The sequence below is a fragment of the Bradyrhizobium sp. HKCCYLS3013 genome (assembly GCF_051167615.1).
Lineage (GTDB): Bacteria > Pseudomonadota > Alphaproteobacteria > Rhizobiales > Xanthobacteraceae > Bradyrhizobium.
Map to the genome: position 1 here is coordinate 221,257 of NZ_JBNPTK010000006.1, position 19,146 is coordinate 240,402.

18 protein-coding genes are annotated in these 19,146 nt (G+C 67.4%); 7 read left to right on the top strand and 11 right to left on the bottom strand.

All coding sequences use genetic code 11. From position 1 onward, the window contains the following. The first annotated feature begins 5 nt into the window (after nucleotides 1-5). Together ACQR1F_RS13790 and ACQR1F_RS13795 are read left to right on the top strand one after the other, a co-directional pair. The gene (locus ACQR1F_RS13790) at nucleotides 6-539 is read left to right on the top strand and encodes a DUF2244 domain-containing protein (RefSeq protein WP_434913295.1); all 534 of its coding nucleotides are present in this window, start codon (nucleotides 6-8) and stop codon (nucleotides 537-539) included. Nucleotides 540-855: 316 nt separating this feature from the next. Next, the gene (locus ACQR1F_RS13795) at nucleotides 856-1,755 is read left to right on the top strand and encodes a methylated-DNA--[protein]-cysteine S-methyltransferase (protein WP_434913346.1); all 900 of its coding nucleotides are present in this window, start codon (nucleotides 856-858) and stop codon (nucleotides 1,753-1,755) included. 1,016 nt (nucleotides 1,756-2,771) lie between these two features. Here the strand turns inward: ACQR1F_RS13795 and ACQR1F_RS13800 are convergent. The 8 genes from ACQR1F_RS13800 to dnaK all read right to left on the bottom strand — a co-directional run bounded on the left by ACQR1F_RS13800 (nucleotide 2,772) and on the right by dnaK (nucleotide 10,048). Continuing rightward, nucleotides 2,772-3,395, bottom strand: coding sequence for a 2,3-bisphosphoglycerate-dependent phosphoglycerate mutase (locus tag ACQR1F_RS13800; RefSeq protein WP_316215411.1), 624 nt, complete (start codon nucleotides 3,393-3,395; stop codon nucleotides 2,772-2,774). 24 nt (nucleotides 3,396-3,419) lie between these two features. Then, nucleotides 3,420-4,238: a 4-hydroxy-tetrahydrodipicolinate reductase gene (gene dapB, locus ACQR1F_RS13805; RefSeq protein WP_316215412.1), complete on the bottom strand. Its 819-nt coding sequence runs from the start codon at nucleotides 4,236-4,238 to the stop codon at nucleotides 3,420-3,422. Nucleotides 4,239-4,333: 95 nt separating this feature from the next. Then, entirely contained in the window at nucleotides 4,334-4,636 is a 303-nt protein-coding gene (locus ACQR1F_RS13810; protein WP_316166393.1) for a DUF1330 domain-containing protein, read from the bottom strand. Between the two features lie 33 nt (nucleotides 4,637-4,669). Next, nucleotides 4,670-5,401, bottom strand: a complete 732-nt coding sequence (pyrF, locus tag ACQR1F_RS13815) for an orotidine-5'-phosphate decarboxylase (RefSeq protein ID WP_434913296.1) — start codon at nucleotides 5,399-5,401, stop codon at nucleotides 4,670-4,672. A gap of 6 nt (nucleotides 5,402-5,407) precedes the next feature. Further along, on the bottom strand, nucleotides 5,408-5,986 hold the full coding sequence (locus tag ACQR1F_RS13820) for an NADPH-dependent FMN reductase (protein ID WP_434913297.1): 579 nt from the start codon (nucleotides 5,984-5,986) through the stop codon (nucleotides 5,408-5,410). 45 nt (nucleotides 5,987-6,031) lie between these two features. Beyond that, a complete protein-coding gene (locus ACQR1F_RS13825) occupies nucleotides 6,032-6,634 on the bottom strand; it encodes a class I SAM-dependent methyltransferase (RefSeq protein ID WP_315805613.1) in 603 nt (200 codons plus the stop codon). Nucleotides 6,635-6,876: 242 nt separating this feature from the next. Further along, complete coding sequence (gene dnaJ, locus ACQR1F_RS13830; protein WP_315805612.1) at nucleotides 6,877-8,007, bottom strand: molecular chaperone DnaJ; 1,131 nt, start codon at nucleotides 8,005-8,007, stop codon at nucleotides 6,877-6,879. Nucleotides 8,008-8,152: 145 nt separating this feature from the next. Continuing rightward, nucleotides 8,153-10,048: a molecular chaperone DnaK gene (gene dnaK / locus ACQR1F_RS13835; RefSeq protein ID WP_315805611.1), complete on the bottom strand. Its 1,896-nt coding sequence runs from the start codon at nucleotides 10,046-10,048 to the stop codon at nucleotides 8,153-8,155. 353 nt (nucleotides 10,049-10,401) lie between these two features. Between dnaK and ACQR1F_RS13840 the strand changes: the two genes are divergently transcribed. Beyond that, nucleotides 10,402-11,910: a hypothetical protein gene (locus tag ACQR1F_RS13840; RefSeq protein ID WP_434913298.1), complete on the top strand. Its 1,509-nt coding sequence runs from the start codon at nucleotides 10,402-10,404 to the stop codon at nucleotides 11,908-11,910. A gap of 198 nt (nucleotides 11,911-12,108) precedes the next feature. Continuing rightward, entirely contained in the window at nucleotides 12,109-13,044 is a 936-nt protein-coding gene (locus tag ACQR1F_RS13845; RefSeq protein ID WP_434838737.1) for a hypothetical protein, read from the top strand. Nucleotides 13,045-13,185: 141 nt separating this feature from the next. On the opposite strand, the gene grpE is transcribed toward ACQR1F_RS13845, so the two are convergent. Beyond that, nucleotides 13,186-13,806, bottom strand: a complete 621-nt coding sequence (gene grpE, locus ACQR1F_RS13850) for a nucleotide exchange factor GrpE (protein WP_434884048.1) — start codon at nucleotides 13,804-13,806, stop codon at nucleotides 13,186-13,188. A 130-nt stretch (nucleotides 13,807-13,936) separates the two neighbouring features. Further along, the gene (gene hrcA / locus ACQR1F_RS13855) at nucleotides 13,937-15,025 is read right to left on the bottom strand and encodes a heat-inducible transcriptional repressor HrcA (RefSeq protein WP_315805607.1); all 1,089 of its coding nucleotides are present in this window, start codon (nucleotides 15,023-15,025) and stop codon (nucleotides 13,937-13,939) included. Between the two features lie 174 nt (nucleotides 15,026-15,199). Here hrcA and rph point away from each other — a divergent pair, with 174 nt between their 5' ends. Genes rph through hemW form a run of 3 tightly spaced genes read left to right on the top strand, consistent with a single transcriptional unit; the run spans nucleotide 15,200 to nucleotide 17,698 of the window. Continuing rightward, entirely contained in the window at nucleotides 15,200-15,913 is a 714-nt protein-coding gene (gene rph / locus ACQR1F_RS13860) for a ribonuclease PH (protein ID WP_315716822.1), read from the top strand. Then, complete coding sequence (gene rdgB, locus ACQR1F_RS13865) at nucleotides 15,910-16,554, top strand: RdgB/HAM1 family non-canonical purine NTP pyrophosphatase (protein WP_315805606.1); 645 nt, start codon at nucleotides 15,910-15,912, stop codon at nucleotides 16,552-16,554. The genes rph and rdgB overlap by 4 nt, the downstream gene beginning before the upstream one ends. Next, nucleotides 16,541-17,698 carry a radical SAM family heme chaperone HemW gene (gene hemW / locus ACQR1F_RS13870; protein ID WP_434913299.1) on the top strand — a complete coding sequence of 386 codons (1,158 nt, stop codon included), beginning with the start codon at nucleotides 16,541-16,543 and terminating at the stop codon, nucleotides 17,696-17,698. Before rdgB ends, hemW begins: the two co-directional genes overlap by 14 nt. 221 nt (nucleotides 17,699-17,919) lie before the next feature. On the opposite strand, the gene ACQR1F_RS13875 is transcribed toward hemW, so the two are convergent. Beyond that, on the bottom strand, nucleotides 17,920-19,128 hold the full coding sequence (locus ACQR1F_RS13875; protein ID WP_316183022.1) for a penicillin-binding protein activator: 1,209 nt from the start codon (nucleotides 19,126-19,128) through the stop codon (nucleotides 17,920-17,922). Nucleotides 19,129-19,146 lie beyond the last annotated feature (18 nt).

Genomic DNA, 19,146 nt, shown 5'->3' on the forward strand with positions numbered 1-19,146 from the left:
GCCCCATGACGCCAGGCAATGCTTTTGCGTATCAGGAGACCGGCACCGACGCCGCTGATCCCGAGCTGTTCTCGGCCCGGCTGACGCCGCATCGCTCGCTCAACCGCACCGGCTTCCTGGTGCTGATGGTCGTGGTCTGCGCCATCAGCTTCATCGGCGGCCTCGCCTCGCTGCTGATGGGCGCCTGGCCGGTGCTCGGCTTCTTCGGCCTGGATGCGCTGGCGATCTACTGGGCCTTCAAGATCAACTTCCGCCGCGCCAACGCCTATGAGGACGTGACGATCACCCTGACCGAGCTGCGCCTGCGCCGCGTCAGCCACAAGGGCCACGTCATGGAATGGCGCTTCAACCCGCTGTGGGTGCGGCTCGACCAGGAGACCCACGAGGAGTTCGGCATCGAGCGCCTGTATCTGGTGGCACGCGGCCAGCGCGTCGCCATCGCGAGCTTTCTCGGGCCGGAGGAAAAGGCGAGCTTTGCGAAAGCCCTGACGGCCGGGCTGCAGGCCGCGAAACGCGGGCCGGTGTATAATCCGCTGTAGCGGGCCGGCGGGACTGCGCGGCGGGTCTGGTACCCAGACGGAAGTACCCACCATCACCTCCGCCGTCGTTCCGGGGCGCGCGCAGCGCGAGCCCGGAACCCATACCCACAGGACATCATGTGGGGCACGCGAGGAGTGGGCATCTCGCCTCACACGTCTTCTCGTGGTTATGGATTCCGGGCTCATCGCTGCGCGATGCCCCGGAATGACGGAGCAAGCCAGCACCGTCCCGGATCAGACCAAAACCGGCCGCCCCCCTAGCCCCCCGATCAGAAATCGGGTGGAGTCCCCGCCCCGGCCGCCCTACATCCGGATCATGATGACCCTCGCCATTCACGATTCCGCCCTGGCCAAGCCGGGCCCGCAACAATCCGCTGACCTGCGCGACTACGACGCCGTGCGCCGCGCGATCGCGTTCATCTCGGAGCATTGGCGCCGGCAGCCGACCATCGAGGACATGGCCGACGCCGCCAGCCTGACGCCAGACGAGCTGCACCATCTGTTCCGGCGCTGGGCCGGGCTGACGCCGAAGGCGTTCATGCAGGCGCTGACCCTCGACCACGCCAAGGGCTTGCTGAAGGGCTCGGCCAGCGTGCTCGACGCCGCGCTCGATTCCGGCCTGTCGGGTCCCGGCCGCCTGCACGATCTGTTCGTCACCCACGAGGCGATGTCTCCCGGCGAATGGAAGACCGGCGGCGCCGGCACCACGCTGCGCTACGGCTTCCACCCCTGCCCGTTCGGCCTGGCGCTGGTGATGGCGACCCCGCGCGGCCTCGCCGGCCTCGCCTTCGCCGACCCCGGCGAGGAGGCCTCCGCACTCGCCGACATGAAGAGCCGCTGGCCGCGCGCCGCCTACGTCGAGGACGTCCCCGGCACCGCCGGCCTCGCCCAGCGCATCTTCGACAAGACCCTGTGGCGCCCCGACCAGCCGCTGCGCGTCGTGCTGATCGGCACCGACTTCGAGGTCCGCGTCTGGGAAACCCTGCTCAAGATCCCGATGGGCCGCGCCGTCTGCTACTCAGACATCGCGACGCGGCTGGAGTCGCCAAAGGCCTCGCGCGCGGTGGGCGCGGCGGTCGGGAAGAACCCGATCTCGTTCGTGGTGCCGTGCCACCGCGCGCTGGGGAAGACGGGGGCGTTGACGGGGTATCATTGGGGCCTCACGCGCAAGCAGGCGATGATCGGGTGGGAGGCTGGGCAGGTGGGGATGGGGTAGGATCTTCCCACCTGCTGCCATCCGGGTCCCTTACGCAGAAGCTTCAGCGCCGGCTGAGCCAGACAGCCACCCCCAACAACGCAAGAAGGCGGCGAGTGTCCAACCGTTCTGAACGGCGGGCAGGACGGTAAACCAGGGGGTGAGTCGCATATGAGGGCCTCGCTAGTTGGTGAGGCTTCTCATTGATACGACGGTAGATCCGCTCGCTACGCACCCAGCGTCTTTCGGGCGGCGAGCACAAAGATCCAACTACTTCCGGAGTCATGAGCAGCCGCGATAGGCGCCACAACCCAGAAGAAGACCGGCCCATCATTCACGGTTCAAACAGCGATAGACACGACTCCGCAGCCTCGCGGCGAAGAGACGCCCGAGCTCTGATCGAAGTTGCCCCTCCGAAAACCGAGAGGGCGCAGGGAATGCCGGATGCTGGCCGCACCCATGGCCCGCCTGCTAACAAAATGCAGGCGGCAGGTACCACAGGTTCAGCCGAGAACAACCGGCATTCCCTGCGCGATGGTCTTCACGCTTATACGCAGTCTCCCTGGTGCGCCGGCTTGTTGGCCACCATTGTTCACGCGGCGCGTCAGCGCGGTCGCAAACGTGACACCAGCGTCGGGGTGTCAGGACCCTGCGATTTCACGTCCGCAGCAAGCCGTTCGTCGGCGTAGCAAGCTACGCTGCGGCAACACCGCGGCCATCGCATCCCCGCCTCGCGTGTCGTGACGATCGCGCGCTACGCCCCACTCGATGAGACGGGATAAGCGGGAGATAAACACAGATTCTGAAATTACGCAATATGATTTTTTGTTTTCCGAATTTCGACGCCGGATCACTCCCGCGGCCGGTGCACTGAAGCGTCATGGCCGGGCTTGACCCGGCCATCCAGCTTCTTGGAAAACAGTCGATCGAAGGGGATGGATGCCTGGGCCTTCGCCGCGCCGAAGCGGCTTCGGCCGCGCAGGCGGGTCAAGCCCGGGCATGACGAGCTGATTAGCTCGCTTAGCCTGCGTGCTCGATCAGCCCGCCAGGTCCAGCTTCGACTCCACGGTCGAATCCGCGTTGAGCCGGTAGATGATCGGCACGCCGGTGGCGAGCTCGCGCTTCAGGATGCCTTCCGGGGAGAGCTTCTCCAGCACCATGATCAAAGCGCGGAGCGAGTTGCCGTGGGCGGCGACGAGGGTGCGCTGGCCGCGGAGCACGCCGGGGAGGATCTCCTGGACGTAGTAGGGCAGCGCGCGGGCGAGCGTGTCCTTGAGGCTTTCGCCGCCGGGCGGGGGCACGTCGTAGGAGCGGCGCCAGACGTGGACCTGCTCCTCGCCCCATTTGGCGCGGGCGTCGTCCTTGTTGAGGCCCGAGAGGTCGCCATAGTCGCGCTCGTTGAGCGCGAGGTTCTTCTGTGTCGGCAGGCCGGTCTGGCCGAGTTCGGTCAGGATCAGGTCGAGCGTGTGCTGGGCACGCGTCAGCACCGAGGTGAAGGCGACGTCGAAGACGAGCCCCTGCGCCTTCAGCTTGCGCCCGGCCTCCTTGGCCTCGGCCACGCCCTGCTCGGTCAGGTCCGGATCCTTCCAGCCGGTGAACAGGTTCTTCAGATTCCACTCGCTCTGGCCGTGGCGCACCAGCACCAGGAGACGTTCGCTCATCAGTTCGCTTCCATCGACGTTGAACTAGAACAGATCCTTGAGGCCGAGCACGTCGTCCATCGTGTAGTAGCCCGGCGGCTTGCCATGCGCCCACAGCGCCGCCTTCAGCGCGCCATGGGCGAAGATCATGCGGTCCTCGGCCTGGTGCGACAGCACCAGGCGCTCCGAAGGGCCGGCGAAGATGACGCTGTGATCGCCGGCGGCGGTGCCGCCACGCAGCGAGGCGAAGCCGATGTCGCCAGAGCGGCGCTCGCCGGTGATGCCGTCGCGGCCGCGCGCGGAGTGCTGGTCGAGCGGGATGCCGCGGCCGTCGGCAGCCGCACGTCCCAGCATCAGCGCGGTGCCGGAGGGCGCGTCGACCTTGTGCTTGTGATGCATCTCGAGGATCTCGATGTCGAAGCCGGCGTCGAGCGACTTCGCCACCTGCCTGACCAGCGCCGCCAGCAGGTTGACGCCGAGGCTCATATTGCCGGACTGCACGACGATGGCGCGCTTGGTGACGCTCTTGATGACGGCGTCGTCCGACGACGACAGGCCGGTGGTGCCGACGACGTGGACGATGCCGCGCTCGGCGGCGATGGCGACGTTGGCGATGGTCGCGGCCGGGACGGTGAAATCGAGGATGCCGTCGGCCTCGGCGGACATGGTCCAGAGGTCGCCCGACAGCTTGATGCCGTTGGCAGGCAGGCCGGCGAGGGCGCCGGAGTCCTTGCCGATCAGCTCCGAGCCGGGGGCTTCGAGCGCACCCGCCAGCACGGCGCCGTCGGTCTCGGCGATTGCACGCACCAGGGCACGGCCCATGCGGCCGCCGGCTCCGGCAACGATCAAGCGCATCTTGGACATCTCAGCTCCTCCGCTCCTTCAAGGGCTATAGCCGGGGCCGATGGCGGCGGCAACCGAGCGAGGCCAGGTCGCGCGTGGTGTGGGGCGGGCGGCGATCAGGGCTGCGGGCCGTCATAGCCCTCGATGATCACCAGATCGCCCTGCGAATGCGGCGCGCGCATCGCGACCAGGCGCTGGTATTCAGGAGAATTGTAACACGCCAGCGCGGTCGCGTAGTCCTTGAACTCGATCACGACGTTGCGCGAGCGCGAGGTGCCCTCCCTGGTCTCGTACTGGCCGCCGCGGACCAGGAACTTGGCGCCGTACTGGTGGAACACCGCGCCGTTCTGCGCGACGTAGTCCTTGTAGCCGTCCATGTTGTGCACGTCGATCCGCGCGATCCAATAGGCCTTGGGCATCCCTGTGGTCTCCTTGCTCTCAGGTGCTCTTGCTTAAGCTCGGTTGGTCTTGCCGACCAGCGCGACCGCGCCGGCGATGTCGGCGACGATGCTCTCGGCGGCCGCCGCCGGATCGGCCGCGCCGGTGACGGGACGGCCGACGACCAGGCGGTCGGCGCCGCCGGCGATCGCCAGGGCCGGGGTCATGATGCGCTTCTGGTCGCCAACGTCGGATCCCGCCGGACGGATCCCGGGGGTCACGAGCTGCATGTCAGGCCCGACCAGCGGGCGGACCAGCTGGGTCTCCTCGGGCGACAGGATCAGGCCGTGGATGCCGATCTCCCGGGCCTGCACGGCGCGGCGGGCGACGAGCTCCTTGACGCCCATGGCATAGCCGGCGGCGGCGAGGTCGGCATCATCGTAGGACGTCATCACGGTGACGGCGAGCAGCTCGAGGCTGGAGCCGGCGGCGCCGGCGAGCGCCGCTCGCATGCTCTGCGAGAAGCCATGCACGGTAAGGAAACGGGCGCCGAGCCGGGCGATCTGCCTCGTGGCGCGCTCGACCGTGGTCGGGATGTCGTGCAGCTTGAGGTCCATGAAGACGTGCTTACCCTCGGCCGCGAGGCGCTCGGCGAGGCCGAGGCCGCCGGCATAGGTCAGCTCCATGCCGATCTTGTAGAACGTTACGGCATCGCCCAGCCTGGCAATCATGGCCTCGGCCTCGGCCACGCCGGGCAGGTCGAGCGCCACGATCAGACGGTCGCGCGGAGCAATCTCGGTCGGCATGTCACCTCACATCGTATGTTGCGCTGTTGCGATCAGCTCCCGCACCAGCGCGTCGAGCGCCGTGATGTCGGCGGGCAGCTTGAGCCGGTCCATGTCGTTGTAGGCCTTGTCGGCGAAGGCCAGCGCGAGCTGGCTCGGGATCACCGTCGCGTTGCAGGCGGTCAGCGTCAGCCGCAACGCGGCGAGCGCGCGGATGCCGCCGAAGCGGTTCTCGGAGGCGGCGGCGATCGCGAACGGCCGGCTGCGAAACACCGCGCCGCGGCTGCCGGGCGGCTCGTCGACCCGCGAGATCCAGGTGATGGCGTTGGTCAGCAGCGGCGGCACCGAGGCGTTGTATTCCGGCGTCACCAGCAGCACGGCATGATGAACGCCGATCATGCGCGTCAGATTCACGGCGTGATGCGGAATGCCCGATTGCGCCTCGAGATCGGCGTCGTAGATCGGCAGCGGGAAGTCGGCGAGCGAGATGCGGGTGATTTCGGCGCCGGCCTGCACGAACTGATAGGCGGCGGCCGCGGCGAGCTTCGCGTTGTGCGAGCCGGCCCGGGTCGAGCCGGGAATGATGAGGATCTTCAGCGCGGACATCGTGAGGTCGGTCAGCGACCCGCCACGAAGGATCGCGGCCGCCGGTCAGGGCTTGCGATACACCCAGACGCGCGCCGGCGGAAGGTTCATCCAGATGCGCTCGGAGGCCTGCGTGGTGACGCCTGGCAGCGACTTCGGAATCGGCGGCACGACGGAATAGGTGAACTGCACGAACGGCGCATTCGGCGACATCGCCGCGAACGCATCGCGGATCAGCTTCATGCGCGTCAGCATCGGCTTGGTCACGAGCGGCAGGCCGGAGACGACGGCGGCGGCAGGGGCGCTGAGCACGTTCCAGAGTGTGTCGCGGAGGCGATAGGCGTCGCCCTGGACCACCTTGGCCTGCGGGTAGCGGTCGCGCAGCAACGCGCAGAAGCCCGGATTGTACTCGACCAGCACCAGCCGCTTCTGATCGACGCCGCGCTCGACCAGCGCATTGGTAATCGCGCCGGTGCCCGGTCCAAGCTCGATGACGGGGCCTGTGCCGTGCGGATCGACGTACTGCGCCATGGTGCGGGCCAGCAGCCGGCCCGACGGCATGACGGCGCCCATATGCAGCGGCTTTTCGATCCATGAGCGGAGGAAGCGCACTTCGTCGTCCAGACGGAGAGGCTTTTTCGACGCACGCACGGACGTTTGCAGGGGCATCTCGGTACCAGACGGGACCGCTTTCACGGCGATGTCAGAAAAGAGTCACAAAGACGTATAGGGCGCAGGCGGGACGGTCAAGCCGAACCGTAACGTACGATTAAGGCTGGCGGGTCCGCGCTCTTACAGTTGCATTCGATAATTTTTTGCATGTGCAGAGCAGCAAATTCGCTCGACCTCTGAATCTGAATCCCGAAATCATTCGGCGAAACCACGAGGCCGTGCTTGCTTGAACTCACGGCTCAGCTCGCCGCCTTGCCGAAGAAGTCCTTCACCTTGGTGAAGAAGCCGGCCGCCTCGGGCTGGGTCGCTCCAGACGACAACTTCTCGAACTCGGCCAGCAGCTCCTGCTGCTTCTTGGTCAGGTTCTGCGGCGTCTCGACCACGATCTGGACATACATGTCGCCGGTCTGGCGCGAGCGCAGCACCGGCATGCCCTTGGCCGCGATCCGGAATCGGCGCCCGGACTGCGCTCCGGCGGGAATCTTGACCTTGGTCTTGCCCTTGTCGATCGTCGGCACCTCGAACTCGCCGCCGAGCGCCGCCGTCACCATCGAGATTGGCACGCGGCAGTGCAGGTCGGCGCCGTCGCGCTGGAAGAACTCATGGGCCGTCAGCGACAGGAAGATGTAGAGATCGCCGGGCGGTCCGCCGCGCAGGCCGGCTTCGCCCTCGCCCGCGAGACGGATGCGGGTGCCGTCCTCGACGCCCTGGGGAATGTTGACGGACAGCGTGCGGTCACGGGTGACGCGGCCGGAGCCGGAGCATGACGGACACGGATCCTCGATCATCTGGCCGCGGCCGTGACAGCCGGGACAGGTGCGCTCCAGGGTGAAAAAGCCCTGCGCCTGCCGGACGCGGCCGGCGCCGCCGCACATCGCGCAGGTCTTCGGCTTCGTGCCGGCCTTGGCGCCGGTGCCGGAGCAGGATTCGCAGGTCACCGAGACCGGAATCTCGATCTGGGCGGTCTTGCCCTGGAACGCCTCTTCCAGGGTGATTTCCATGTTGTAGCGCAGGTCGGCGCCGCGCTCGCGCCCCGTGCCGCCGCGCCGCTGGCCGGCCATGCCGAACAGGTCTTCGAAGATGTCGGAGAACGAGGAGGCAAAGCCGGCGCCGAAGCCGTGCGCGCCGCCCATGCCGCCCTGTTCGAAGGCGGCGTGGCCATAGCGGTCGTAGGCGGCGCGCTTGTCGGCGTCGCGCAGCACCTCATAGGCCTCGTTGATCTCCTTGAATTTCACTTCGCTTGAGGCATCGCCCGGATTCTTGTCCGGATGCCACTTCATGGCCAGCTTGCGGAAGGCGGCCTTGAGCTTGCCCTCGTCGGCGTCGCGTTCGACTTCCAGGGTCTCGTAGTAGCAGCGCTTGGTGGACATCAATCAAACCCGCCCGAACTTCGCCCAACAGGAACGGCCGGCGCGATCGCCGCGCGCGTTCCGGGTCAATGAAAATGACCCCCATCCAACGAGCCGCTGAAAGCGCTCTTTGGCATGGGGGTCATGGTCACTACCTCTGCCTCAGCTAAGCAGATTTCTTCTTGTCGTCGTCGACCTCGGTGAACTCCGCGTCGACCACGTCATCCTTGGCGGCGTCGCGGGCCGCGTCGCTCTCGGCCTGCTGCTTGTACATGGCCTCGCCGAGCTTCATCGACGCCTGGGCCAGGGTGTTGGTCTTGGCCTTGATCGCCTCGGCATCGTCGCCCTTCAGCGCTTCCTTGAGGTCGCTGACGGCATCCTCGATGGCGCGACGCTCGGTGTCGGCGACCTTCGAGCCATGCTCAGCCAGCGCCTTCTCGGTGGAATGCACCAGCGCGTCGGCATGGTTCTTGGCGTCGACCGCCTCGCGGCGCTTCTTGTCCGCCGCGGCATTCGCCTCGGCGTCCTTGACCATCTTGTCGATGTCGGCTTCCGACAGACCACCCGAGGCCTGGATGCGGATCTGCTGCTCCTTGCCGGTGGCCTTGTCCTTGGCCGACACGTTGACGATGCCGTTGGCGTCGATGTCGAACGTCACCTCGATCTGCGGCATGCCGCGCGGGGCCGGCGGAATGCCCATCAGGTCGAACTGACCGAGCATCTTGTTGTCGGCCGCCATCTCGCGCTCACCCTGGAAGACCCGGATGGTGACCGCGTTCTGATTGTCCTCGGCGGTCGAGAACACCTGGCTCTTCTTGGTCGGGATCGTGGTGTTGCGGTCGATGATGCGGGTGAACACGCCGCCCAGCGTCTCGATGCCGAGGGACAGCGGGGTCACGTCGAGCAGCAGGACGTCCTTGACGTCGCCCTGCAGCACGCCGGCCTGAATCGCGGCACCGATCGCCACCACCTCGTCGGGGTTGACGCCCTTGTGCGGCTCCTTGCCGAAGAACTGCTTCACCATCTCCTGGATCTTCGGCATGCGGGTCATGCCGCCGACCAGCACCACTTCGCCGATCTCGCCGGCGGTGAGGCCGGCATCCTTCAGCGCCTTGCGGCACGGCTCGATGGTCTTCTCGACGAGGTCGGCCACCAGCGCCTCGAACTTGGCGCGGGTCAGCTTCATCGTCAGATGCTTCGGACCGGACTGGTCCGCGGTGATGAAGGGCAGGTTGATCTCGGTCTGCGTGGTCGACGACAGCTCGATCTTGGCCTTCTCGGCAGCTTCCTTCAGGCGCTGCAGAGCGAGCTTGTCGTTGCGCAGGTTGATGCCCTGCTCCTTCTGGAATTCGTCGGCGAGGTAGCTGACCAGACGCATGTCGAAGTCTTCACCGCCGAGGAAGGTGTCGCCATTGGTCGACTTCACCTCGAACACGCCGTCGCCGATTTCAAGAATGGAGACGTCGAAGGTGCCGCCGCCGAGGTCGTACACGGCGATCGTGCCGGCCTTGGTCTTGTCGAGGCCGTAGGCGAGCGCGGCAGCGGTCGGCTCGTTGATGATGCGCAGAACCTCGAGGCCCGCGATCTTGCCGGCGTCCTTGGTGGCCTGACGCTGGGCGTCGTTGAAATAAGCGGGGACGGTGATGACGGCCTGGTCGACCTTCTGGCCGAGATGGGCTTCCGCGGTCTCCTTCATCTTCTGCAGGATGAAGGCGGAGACCTGCGAGGGCGAATAGGTCTTGCCGTCGGCCTCGACCCAGGCGTCGCCGTTGCCGGCCTTGACGATCTTGTAGGGGACGAGCTTCTTGTCCTTCTCGACCATCGGGTCATCATAGCGGCGGCCGATGAGGCGCTTGACCGCAAAGAAGGTGCGCTCGGGGTTGGTCACGGCCTGGCGCTTGGCCGGCTGGCCGACCAGACGTTCGCCGTCGTCACTGAAGGCGACGATCGACGGCGTGGTGCGCATGCCCTCGGCGTTCTCGATGACCTTCGACGTTTTGCCGTCCATAACGGCCACGCACGAATTCGTGGTGCCGAGATCGATCCCGATGACCTTTCCCATGGTCTCATATCCTTCTTTTTGCGGCAGGTTGGGTGGGGCCCTGACGGCGCCCCCATCCAAAACCCCCTCAGATCAAATGCTCGCGATATTGCGACGATGAGCGTCATATAGGAGGGGGGGAGTGGCCCGCAAGGACCGGACCAGGGGTTCGACCCCACGAAAATCACGGCCCTCGCCGAACGACCTCGCGGAGTCATCAAGAAGGGCCAATCGACCTTGGCAGCGCCCTAAACGGGAGGGTGCGATCGCGGGCAGGTGCAACGAATCCGGTACCCCGGATCTGCCCCGATGACCGAAATGCGTTGTTAACCCACGGGCCCTAGCCTGCCGCACTCCTGGGACGGGAATGAGGCATGGTCATCGACACCGATTGGGGCTTTCCGCAGCGTGCGCGCGAAGCCGGCCAGGCCACGTTCCCCGGACTGCTGATCTGCGCCATCGTGGTTGCAGCGGCGTGGCTGCGATACACCCTTCCCCTCAATGTCGATGTCAGCTGGTGGCTCCTCGTCAGCGAGCGCATGCTCGATGGCCAGCGGCTCTACGTCGACATCCTCGAGACCAATCCGCCGATGGCCGGATCGGTCTATCTGCTGGCCGTCGCGCTGGCGCGTGCGATCCATCTCAGGCCCGAATTGGCGACGAACATCCTGATCTTCGCGCTGGCCGCGGCATCCCTGATGCTGGTGTGGCTGGTGCTGCGGACATCGGCGCTGCGCCATCGCCTCGCCGACGGTTGGCTGGCGGCGTGGACGGCCGCCCTGCTCCTGATCGCGCCGATGTATGATTTCGGCCAGCGGGAACACCTGGCCCTGATCACGATCCTGCCGGCGATCGCGGTGTACATCCTGCGCGCCAGGGGCGAGCGGGTGGGCCCGGCCGCCGTGCTCATCGCCGGGCTCAGCGCCGGCCTCACGATGAGCTTCAAGCCCTATTTCGCCTTCAGCGCCGGCTTCTGCATTCTCGCCGCCGCCGCTCAGGCGCGCGACTGGCGCGTGCTGTTCGCGCTGGAGAACTGGATCGCCGCGGCGCTGGTGCTGCTCAACGCGGCCTGTATCTACCTGTTCTTTCCCGAATATTTCACGCTCATCTACCCGCTGGTCCGCGACGTCTATCTGCTCCTGAAGGCGCCGGTGCCGACCATCCTCGTGACCCTGCCGATGGGCCTGTGGCTTGCCGCAGCGATCACCATTCTCCTCCTCCAACGCCGGCAGCACGCGCGCGACGCGGCGTCTTTCACCACGCTGGCCGGATCGCTCGGATTCCTGGTGTCGTTCGTCGTGCAGCAGAAGGGCTGGGGCTATCACGCCTATCCCATGGTCGCGCTGGCGTTGCTCGCCGCCGGCCTCGCCGCGTCGGCGATCGACACCCGCCGCGACATGCGGCGCTGGCCGCAGGTCGCCACCGCTCTCGCCGGCGCCGTGCTGTTCGTGCAGACCTGCTTCTGGTTCAATGGCAGCGTCGACGTCCGGCAGATTGAAGCCCAGGTGGCGCGACTCGGGCCGCGACCGAGCATGCTGGTGCTCAGCGCGGCCGCGGTCATCGGCCACCCGATGGTGCGGACCCTCGGTGGCACCTGGATCTCGCGCCAGGAGGCGTTCTGGGTCCGGGAAATCGTCCGCCGATCGCAACAGGACGGAACCATCGATTCACAGACGGCGCAGCGGCTCGCGCCCTATGTGGAACGCGAACGCGCCGGGATCATCGCCGACTTCCGGAAGCAGCCGCCCGACGTCGTCCTGATCGACAATCAGAACAGCGACTGGGGCGATTGGGCGCGTTCCGACCCCGAGCTCAGGGCCCTGCTCGCGCCCTATGTGCTGGTACAGACCGTCGACGGCGTCGAAATCCTGAAGCGCGGCTAGCGCTGCACCATCCTGAATCCGCCTTTTGAGGCAAAATGTGCCCCGCCGGAGCGCGCCGACCGCCGCAGGCGATCAAAACCGCGCGCCCGGCCTGTTGCGGGGGGCGCAAAGCCGCTAAAAGCGTGCCCGCCGAAGACCACGCTGGCGAGGACCCCCGACCGCCTCGGCGCGCGGCCCCGGTCAACGAGGCAATGTTTGATGATGATCGTTCGACTCTTCACCGCGGCCACCCTGCTGATCTCGCTGCTGCACCCCGCATTGGCCACTGACGCCGTATTTCCGCCCGGCGTCCGCATCGGGCTCGCGCCGCTGGTCGGGCTCGCCAAGGCCAAGACGTTCTCCGGCTTCGAAACCGAGGACCAGAGCGTGAAGGTGCTGCTGACCGAACTGCCCGCCGCCGCCTATGGCGAGGTGAAGAACGCGTTTACCGCCAATCCCGCCGGGACCGGCAGCGTCAAGCCGGAGAGCATCGAGACCGCCGCCGGCACCGCCTACTATACCGTCGAGAACGGCCGCGATGGCAACACGCCGGTGCGGCGCTACTCGATGATCCTGCCCGGCAACGGCTTCTCCGGCTACGTGGCCGTGCAGATCCCGGAGACCGCGAGCCGGATCTACACCGACGATGCCGTGCGCCAGATGTTCGCCTCCGCCGTCGTCCGCAAGGACGTTCCGGTCGACGAGCAGCTCGCGATGATGCCGTTCAAGGTCACCGACCTCTCCGGGTTCAAGACCATCCGCACGCTCGGGCCGGGCGCCCTGATCCTGGCGGATGGCGAGGAGGACAAGGGCTTCGAGGCCGCGCCCTTCGTGGTGATCGGGCTGGTGGCCGGCGTGGCCCCGGAGGCGGGCGACCGCGCGCGTGTGGCGCAACAGGCGGCCACCACCATTCCGGGCGTCCGCGAAGCGCGCATCACGATGTCCGAGCCGATCCGCATCGACGGCCAGCCGGCCTATGAGACCCGGATCGACGCCACCAGCGGCAAGGACAATACGCCGGTGACGGTGGTGCAGTGGCTGCGCTTCGGCGGGCCGAACACGTTGCGGATCATCGGCAGCGCGCCGCGCGACCAGTGGTCGGCAGCCTTCCCGCGCTTCCGCGCCGTGCGCGACGGCATCCAGCCAAGAGGCTGAGCAGCTCGGCATCCGGACGCCGACTGCTTGCCGCAATACGAGCTGCAAATTCGCTGCGGGAAACAAGAAGCCACGGGCTTGCGGCCCGTGGCTTCTTCTTCGTTCGACAACAGGCCGCAGAACGCGTGCCGGTGCTCGCCGTCAGGCGGCGCTGTTCGACTGATCGTTGCTCGCCGCGGGCGCCGCCTTCGCGCCGCCCTTGGACACGCCGACCAGGGCGGGGCGCAGCACGCGCTCGCCGATCATGTAGCCGGCCTGCACGACCTGCACCACCGTGCCGGACGGCACCGACGGATCCGGGACTTCGTACATCGCCTGCTGGAAGTTGGGGTCGAACTTCTGTCCCGTCGGATCGAACTTCTTGACGCCGTTCTTCTCCAGCGTGTTGAGCAGCGAGCGCTCGGTGAGCTCGACGCCCTCGATCAGCGACTTCAGGCCCGCATCGGCATTGTCGCGCGTCTCGGCCGGCACTGCATCGAGCGCGCGCTGCAGATTGTCGGCGATGTCGAGCACGTCGCGTGCGAAGCCGGTGATGCCGTACATCCGCGCATCGGCGACCTCGCGGGCGGTCCGCTTGCGCAGATTCTCCATCTCCGCCAGCGTGCGCAGCATCTTGTCGCGCGCGTCGGCCGCCTCCTTGGCAAGGGCCTCTGCCGAGCCGGCCTCGGGATCATCGGGCATGATGTAGGGCTTGGAGACGACGGGTTCGCTGGCCTGCGCCGGGTTTTCCGGATCATTCTTATGCAGGTCGGGATCGGTCATGGACAGACTCGCAAGTTCGGCTGACGGGTTTGGGGATATGGGGCGGGATATCGTGCTTTGGGCGTCGAAAATCAAGCGCAGCCTGACCGGCCCGCCGGAGACGCCGTCCGCGGATTAACCATCTCACGCATCAGCCACCCAGCAGCCGGCTGACCAGGCGCGCGGCATAATCGACCGTCGGAATCACCCGGGCATAGTTGAGCCGGGTCGGACCGATGACGCCGAGCACGCCGACGATGCGACCCGTGGCGTCGGAATAGGGCGACACGATCGTCGACGAGCCCGACAGCGAGAACAGCTTGTTCTCCGAGCCGATGAAGATGCGGACACCTTCCGCGCTCTCCGCGCGCCCGAGCAGATCGACGACGCCGCGCTTGGTTTCGAGATCGTCGAACAGCCGCCGGACACGCTCGAGATCTTCGAGCGCATGCAGGTCCTCGAGCAGGTTGGCGTGGCCGCGCACGATGAGCTGCCGCTCGTCGCTGTCGCCGCCGGACCAGCTCGCGACGCCGGCGGCGATCACCTTCTGCGTCAGCTGGTCGAGCTCGGCACGGTCGTGCGCCAGCGCGGTCTCGAGTTCGAGCCGCGCTTCCGCCAGCGTCCGCCCTCTGATCCGGGCGTTGAGGAAATTGGACGCCTCGGTCAATGCCGAGGACGGCACGCCCGGCGGCAGGGTCAGGACCCGGTTCTCGACCTGTCCTTCCTCGCCGACCAGAACGACGAGCGCGCGCTCGGGCTCGAGCCTGACGAACTCGATGTGCTTCAGCCGGGTGTTGGATTTGGCGGTCAGAACCACGGCGGCGGCACGGGTCAGACCCGACAGCCGGGTCAGCGCTTCATCCAGCGCCGCCTCGACCGATTGCGCCCGGCCGACGGCCGCGAGCTGGCTCTGGATCGACTGCCGCTCGGCCTCCGTCATGTCGCCAACCTGCATCAGGGCGTCGACGAAGAAGCGCAGGCCGGCTTCGGTGGGCAGCCGGCCGGCCGAGGTGTGCGGCGCGTAGATCAGGCCGAGCTGCTCGAGATCGGCCATGACGTTGCGTACAGAGGCCGGCGACAGCGGAACCGCGATCAGCCGCGAAATGTTGCGCGAGCCGACCGGCTCGCCGGTCGCCAGATAGCTTTCGACGATCTGCCGGAAGATCTCGCGCGAGCGCTCGTTCAGCTGCGCCAGACCGGCCGGCGGTGTCATCAGGTTGATCGGATCGTGGTGGGCCACCAGATGCACTCCTCCCAGCTGCCTATAATGTGTCCATGCGGCGGCTCGGTGGCAAGCCGGTCATGAGGAGGGGGCTCCGGGAGCGACGGGCCCTTGATAAACCCTTGCCGCTGCCGGTCGCGGCTCCTACAAGGCCGTCAAACACCCTCTTTCGCCTCTTTCACGGAGAGAATCATGCGGCCGAGCCGCCGTGCACCGGATGAACTGCGGGCCGTGAGCCTGGAACGCGGCGTCGTCAAATACGCCGAGGGCTCCTGCCTGGTGAAGTTCGGCGACACCCATGTGCTGGTCACCGCCACGCTCGAGGACCGGCTGCCGCCCTGGCTCAAGGGCCAGGGACGCGGCTGGATCACCGCCGAATACGGCATGCTGCCACGCGCCACGTTGGAGCGAACCCGGCGCGAGGCCTCCGCCGGCAAGCAGACCGGCCGCACGGTCGAGATCCAGCGCCTGATCGGCCGCTCGCTGCGCACCGCGATCGACCTGGAAGCGCTCGGCGAGCGCCAGATCACGGTGGACTGCGACGTGCTGCAGGCCGATGGCGGCACGCGCACGGCGTCGATCACCGGCGCCTGGGTCGCGCTGGCCGACTGCATCAAGTGGATGAAGTCGCGCAACATGATCAAGACCGAGGTGCTGCGCGCCAACGTCGCCGCGATCTCCTGCGGTATCTACAACGGCACGCCGGTGCTCGATCTCGACTACGCTGAGGATTCCGAGGCGGAGACCGATGCCAATTTCGTCATGACCGGCGACGGCCGCATCATCGAGGTGCAGGGCACGGCGGAGAAGACGCCGTTCACCGAGGCCGAGTTCCTGGCGCTGATGGCGCTCGCCCGCAAGGGCGTCGCGCGGCTGGTCGACCTGCAGAAGATGGCGGTCGCGTGAACGGTCCGCACCGCAGGCTCACCGGTCGCATCGTCATCGCGACCCACAATCCCGGCAAGCTTGCCGAGATGCGCGAGCTGCTCGCCCCCCATGGCGTCGAGGCGGTGTCGGCCGGCGATCTCGGCCTGGGCGAGCCGGACGAGACCGGCGAGACCTTCCAGGCCAACGCCCGCATCAAGGCGGTCGCCGCGGCCAAGGCCGCGCAGCTTCCGGCCTTTGCCGACGATTCCGGCATCGTGGTTCACGCCCTCGACGGTGCGCCGGGGATCTATTCGGCGCGCTGGGCCGGACCGGACAAGGATTTCACCGGCGCGATGACGCGGATCGAGCGCCTGCTGCAGGAGCGCGGCGCCGCGGGTGCCGACCAGCGCGGCGCTCATTTCGTTTCGGCGCTGTGCGTGGCATGGCCGGACGGCCATGTCGAGGAGGTCGAGGCGCGGGTCGACGGCACGCTGGTCTGGCCGCCGCGCGGCACGGCCGGCTTCGGCTACGACCCGATGTTCCTGCCAGAAGGGCACGATCGCACGTTCGGCGAGATGACCAGCATCGAGAAGCACGGCCTGCCGCCGCTCGGCCTCGGCCTGTCGCACCGGGCGCGCGCCTTCGTGAAGCTCGCGGAGATCTGCCTTGACCAGCGCTGACAGCGAAGCGTTCGGCGTCTATGTGCACTGGCCGTTCTGCCTGTCGAAATGTCCGTATTGCGACTTCAACAGCCATGTCCGGCATGCGGCCATCGACCAGGAGCGCTACGCCCGCGCCTTCGCCCAGGAGATCGCGACCACCGCCGCCCGCATTGGGCCGCGCACCGTCAGCTCGATCTTTCTCGGCGGCGGCACGCCGTCGCTGATGCAGCCGCAGACAGTCGGCGCGATTCTCGACGCGATCGGCCGGCACTGGCATGTCGCCGCTGACGTCGAGGTGTCGCTGGAAGCCAATCCGACCAGCGTCGAGGCGACGCGCTTTGCCGGCTACCGCACTGCCGGCGTCAACCGCGTCTCGCTCGGCGTCCAGGCGATGGACGATGCCTCGCTGAAAATGCTGGGACGCCTGCACACCGCCGAAGAGGCGATGAAGGCAGTCGCGATCGCGCGCCATGCGTTCGACCGTTATTCATTCGATCTGATCTACGCCCGGCCCGACCAGACGCCGGCGATGTGGACCGAGGAGCTGACGCGCGCGATCGGCGAGGCAGCCGAGCATTTGTCGCTGTATCAACTGACCATCGAGGAAGGCACGCCATTCTTCGGCCTGCATGCCGCGGGCAAGCTGAAGACGCCGGATGAAGGCTTGGCGCGCACCTTGTACGACGTCACGCAGGAGATCTGTGGCCGTCACGGACTGCCGGCCTACGAGATCTCCAATCATGCCCGCCCGGGCGCGGAGTGCCGGCACAACCTGCTCTATTGGCGTGGCCAGGAATATGCCGGCATCGGTCCCGGCGCCCATGGCCGTCTCGACATCGCCGGCATCAGACACGCGACCGCAACCGACAAGCGGCCCGAGGCTTGGCTGATGCGGGTCGAGTCCAACGGTCACGGTGTGATGACCGACGACGAGCTCAATCGCGAGGAGCGCGCCGACGAATTCCTGCTGATGGGGCTGCGACTGGCCGAGGGCATCGACCCGCAGCGCTACGCGAGGATCTCCGGCCGCGCGCTCGATCCGCGCCGCATCGCGCTGCTGCGCGAGGAGGGCGCCATCGCGGTCGATCCGGACGGGCGGCTGCGCGTGACCCAGGACGGCTTTCCGGTGCTCGACGCGGTCGTCGCCGACCTCGCCGCCTGAGCTTTGCATGAGGATGCTGCGCGTGATGCAGCGGCGGTTTCGGCGCTAACCCTCGTGGTGAGGAGCGCCGCAGGCGCTCGAACCATGAGGCCCGTGCCGGGGCCTCGCCCTTCGAGACGCGCGCCTTCGGCGGGCTCCTCAGGGTGAGGGGAAGCAGCCTTCTATAAGGCGCGACATCGCGGCGACCGCTCTGACCCGCCGAACAAGCCGCGCTGGACGATCTAAGTCGCGCTGAAACTCTTCGGTGCGCCGGCGACAGCCTGTCCGCCCCCCGAACCGACACGCATCACGGCAAGCCCGCGCTCATTGGTGCCGTCGCTGCGGAACCGGAACAGGCCGTCGATGCCGGCGAAGCCGGAGGCATTGGTCAGGACATCGGGCGCGAAACGCTGGTTGCCCTGGGTGCGCGCCAGCGCGGCCACGAGCGCCACCGCATCATAGGCGAGGGTCGCGGTGCGTACGGGATCGCCGCCGAATCGCGTCCGGTAGCGTCCGGCGAAAGCGCGGAAGCCGGACGGATCCGGCGCGGCATAGAGGCCGCCCTGCAGGCTGGCGCTGGCATAGACGCGCGGATTGTCCCACAGCCCGGTGCCGAGCAGCTGGATGTTGCGCAGATTGGCGCCGGCAGCGGTCAGCGCATCGGCCGTCGCCGCGACCGATTCGCCGTCGTCGGCCAGCAGCAGCGCATCGGCGCCGCCGAGCGCCTGCGCCACCGTGCGCGCCGGCCCGGTGCGGTCGCCGGAATATTTCTCGAATGCCACGATGCGTCCGCCGCGGCGGCTGACCGCAGTCTTGAACGCCCCCTCGACGACGGTGCCATAGGCATTGTCGGGCAGCAGCGCCGCGAACGAGCGTTTGCCGACGCTGGCGGAATATTCGACGATGCGGCTCGCATCGGACTCCGGCAGGAAGCTGAGCAGATAGACGCCGCGCCCCGCCACGCTCGAATCCGTCGAGAAGGCGATGACCGAGATGTTGCGCGTGCGCGCCACCTGGGCCGTCGCCGGCACCGAGCCGGCGAACAGCGGGCCGAGGATGATCTCGGCGCCTTCGTCGCAGGCCTGTTGCGCGCCCTGCTGCGCGCCTTGCGGGCTGCCGGCGTCATCCTTGATCAGGAGCTGGATGTTGGGGTTCTGAAACTCGGCCAGCGCCATCTCGGCCGCGTTCTTCATCGATTGCGCGGCGACGCCGGCATTGCCCGACGCCGACAGCGGCAGAATCAGCCCGACCTTGACCTGGCCGTTGCCGGCCACCGCCGGCTGCTGCGGCGGTCCGGCCGGCGCCGTCGGCTGCTCGAACGGATTGAAGCCCTGCTGCACGTTGGAGCACGCCGACAGCAGCGGCGCGCCGACGATCAGGCCCAGCGCCGTTCGCCGGGCGACCCCATGGGGTCCCGGACCGAGAGAGTTGGGATGACGCGGGCCCACCATGGCATCTCTTCGTTCGGC

Coding starts and splice junctions, on each gene's coding strand:
- ACQR1F_RS13825 (WP_315805613.1), bottom strand. CDS start 6,634: ATGCCCCTGCAAACGTCCGTGCGTGCGTCGAAAAAGCCTCTCCGTCTG.
- pyrF (WP_434913296.1), bottom strand. CDS start 5,401: ATGCCGACCGAGATTGCTCCGCGCGACCGTCTGATCGTGGCGCTCGAC.
- ACQR1F_RS13840 (WP_434913298.1), top strand. CDS start 10,402: ATGGTCATCGACACCGATTGGGGCTTTCCGCAGCGTGCGCGCGAAGCC.
- ACQR1F_RS13820 (WP_434913297.1), bottom strand. CDS start 5,986: ATGTCCGCGCTGAAGATCCTCATCATTCCCGGCTCGACCCGGGCCGGC.
- grpE (WP_434884048.1), bottom strand. CDS start 13,806: ATGACCGATCCCGACCTGCATAAGAATGATCCGGAAAACCCGGCGCAG.
- ACQR1F_RS13875 (WP_316183022.1), bottom strand. CDS start 19,128: ATGGTGGGCCCGCGTCATCCCAACTCTCTCGGTCCGGGACCCCATGGG.
- ACQR1F_RS13845 (WP_434838737.1), top strand. CDS start 12,109: ATGATGATCGTTCGACTCTTCACCGCGGCCACCCTGCTGATCTCGCTG.
- ACQR1F_RS13795 (WP_434913346.1), top strand. CDS start 856: ATGATGACCCTCGCCATTCACGATTCCGCCCTGGCCAAGCCGGGCCCG.
- dnaJ (WP_315805612.1), bottom strand. CDS start 8,007: ATGTCCACCAAGCGCTGCTACTACGAGACCCTGGAAGTCGAACGCGAC.
- dapB (WP_316215412.1), bottom strand. CDS start 4,238: ATGTCCAAGATGCGCTTGATCGTTGCCGGAGCCGGCGGCCGCATGGGC.
- dnaK (WP_315805611.1), bottom strand. CDS start 10,048: ATGGGAAAGGTCATCGGGATCGATCTCGGCACCACGAATTCGTGCGTG.
- rph (WP_315716822.1), top strand. CDS start 15,200: ATGCGGCCGAGCCGCCGTGCACCGGATGAACTGCGGGCCGTGAGCCTG.
- ACQR1F_RS13800 (WP_316215411.1), bottom strand. CDS start 3,395: ATGAGCGAACGTCTCCTGGTGCTGGTGCGCCACGGCCAGAGCGAGTGG.
- ACQR1F_RS13810 (WP_316166393.1), bottom strand. CDS start 4,636: ATGCCCAAGGCCTATTGGATCGCGCGGATCGACGTGCACAACATGGAC.
- ACQR1F_RS13790 (WP_434913295.1), top strand. CDS start 6: ATGACGCCAGGCAATGCTTTTGCGTATCAGGAGACCGGCACCGACGCC.